The organism is Streptomyces sp. NPDC111802, from assembly GCF_055634335.1.
Genome location: NZ_JBVKCZ010000215.1, coordinates 1 through 1,564 on the forward strand (window position 1 = coordinate 1; position 1,564 = coordinate 1,564).

Genomic DNA, 1,564 nt, shown 5'->3' on the forward strand with positions numbered 1-1,564 from the left:
GCGCCCGCGCACGGCTGAACGCCGTGCCACTCACGACACCCGCGCACCATCACATTGCCTCAACTCGCCTCACTCGCAGGCAACTTGACAGCGCCTCCCCCAGAGTTCCTGGGCGATGCCTGCGGGGTCCTTCGAGCGCAGGACTCGGCCCTTGAGCAGGGTGTGCCGTAGCGCGAGGTAGGTGCACTCGACTTCCCAGCGTTCGTGGTAGAGAGCGGTCAGGGTGGCGGCAGGGTCGGTGCGGTGGTCGGTCAACGTGGTCAGCAGCCGGTAGACCCCGGTGATGCGGCCGCCGTCGGTGGCCTGCGTGCTCACTTCCGCCTCGATGACGCGGAGCGTCAGGCCCTTGACTCGGGTGAGGTAGGAGTTGTCCGGGAGCAGGGCCAGGACGGGCAGGCGCCGAGTGGACTTGACGCGGACCAGGAACTGGGCGCCCCGTTCCACGACGTCGCTCAGCAGGTCGTTGCCGTCGAAAGCGCGGTCGGCGAGCAGGAGCATGTCCGGGGTGAGGCGGTCCATCAGCTGCTGGGCGTAGGCGGGTTCACCCTGCGCGGAGGGGCCGAAGACCGCGCCGAGCAGTCCACGGGTGCCCGTCTCGCAGAGCGTCATGAGCATCAGGCGGGGATAGCCTCCGGTGCCGAAGCGATGAGTGCTCGTACCGAGCCAGGAACGGTTGCGGTCCTGGTCGGGGACGCAGAGGCTGCCGCATCCGTCGAAGGCCACGGTCCGCCAACACCGGTAGCGCACTCCGGGAGTGGACGGCCGTCCCAGCGGGCCGGCCAGGACCTCGAACAGCCGCTGTATCGGGGGTACTCCGAGGCGACGGCGTACATCTCTCAGGGCCTTCTCCGAGGGCCGGGGCACCGCGACGCCTAGGCCGGCGGTCAACTTTTCCCAGACGAGCTGTGCACCGAGGCCCTCGAACAAGCCGAGTGCCAGGACGAAGTACACCCCGACCCGCGACGGCAGATCCCGCAACCGACGCTCACGCGTGCGGGTCTCCTCCACCATCGCGTCGACCAGCTCGACTGGTATGACCTGCGTCAACTCTCCCAGATGGCCTGGGGCGAAGACATCGACGACGGCTGGCGCACCAGCCATGACACACTTGGACACGCGGGGCCTCTGCATTCAGGAAGATCTTGGTCGATCCCTTGAACAGCAGAGGCCCCGCTCGTATGCCACCGACCCGTTGACAGCGATCACCACGTCCTAACTTCGGGGCATTGATTGATCAAGAAGGAATATCTCGAGCGGAGCTCACCTGTGTCACGCCAAACCAATGCTTCATCCATGGATTCAGAGGCGAAGCCCGTGAATCACCTTCTTGATCACCTGATGCTTCGTCAAACTTGACAGTGCCCCGGCGCCGGCGCCGGCGCAAGAACCTCACTCGGCAAGGCAAGCGGAAAGCCGCCCGTGACCTGGTCCTGCCGGTGACCCCGCCCCGGCGTCACCACCGACTACGGGCCAGAGCCGCGAACTTGACAGCCCCTTCGCGTGTTCACAAGGGCGCAAGGGTGCGCGGTGTGGCCGCGTTTCGTGGCTATGTGTGGGTTACCTG

General features: G+C 66.4%; 1 pseudogene. It reads right to left on the bottom strand.

Annotation, left to right across the window (positions count from 1 at the left end):
- Positions 1 to 99: 99 nt before the first annotated feature.
- Positions 100 to 1,131 (bottom strand): annotated as a pseudogene (locus ACZ7NC_RS45560) (IS4 family transposase); the annotation flags it as partial.
- Between the last annotated feature and the right edge of the window lie 433 nt (positions 1,132 to 1,564).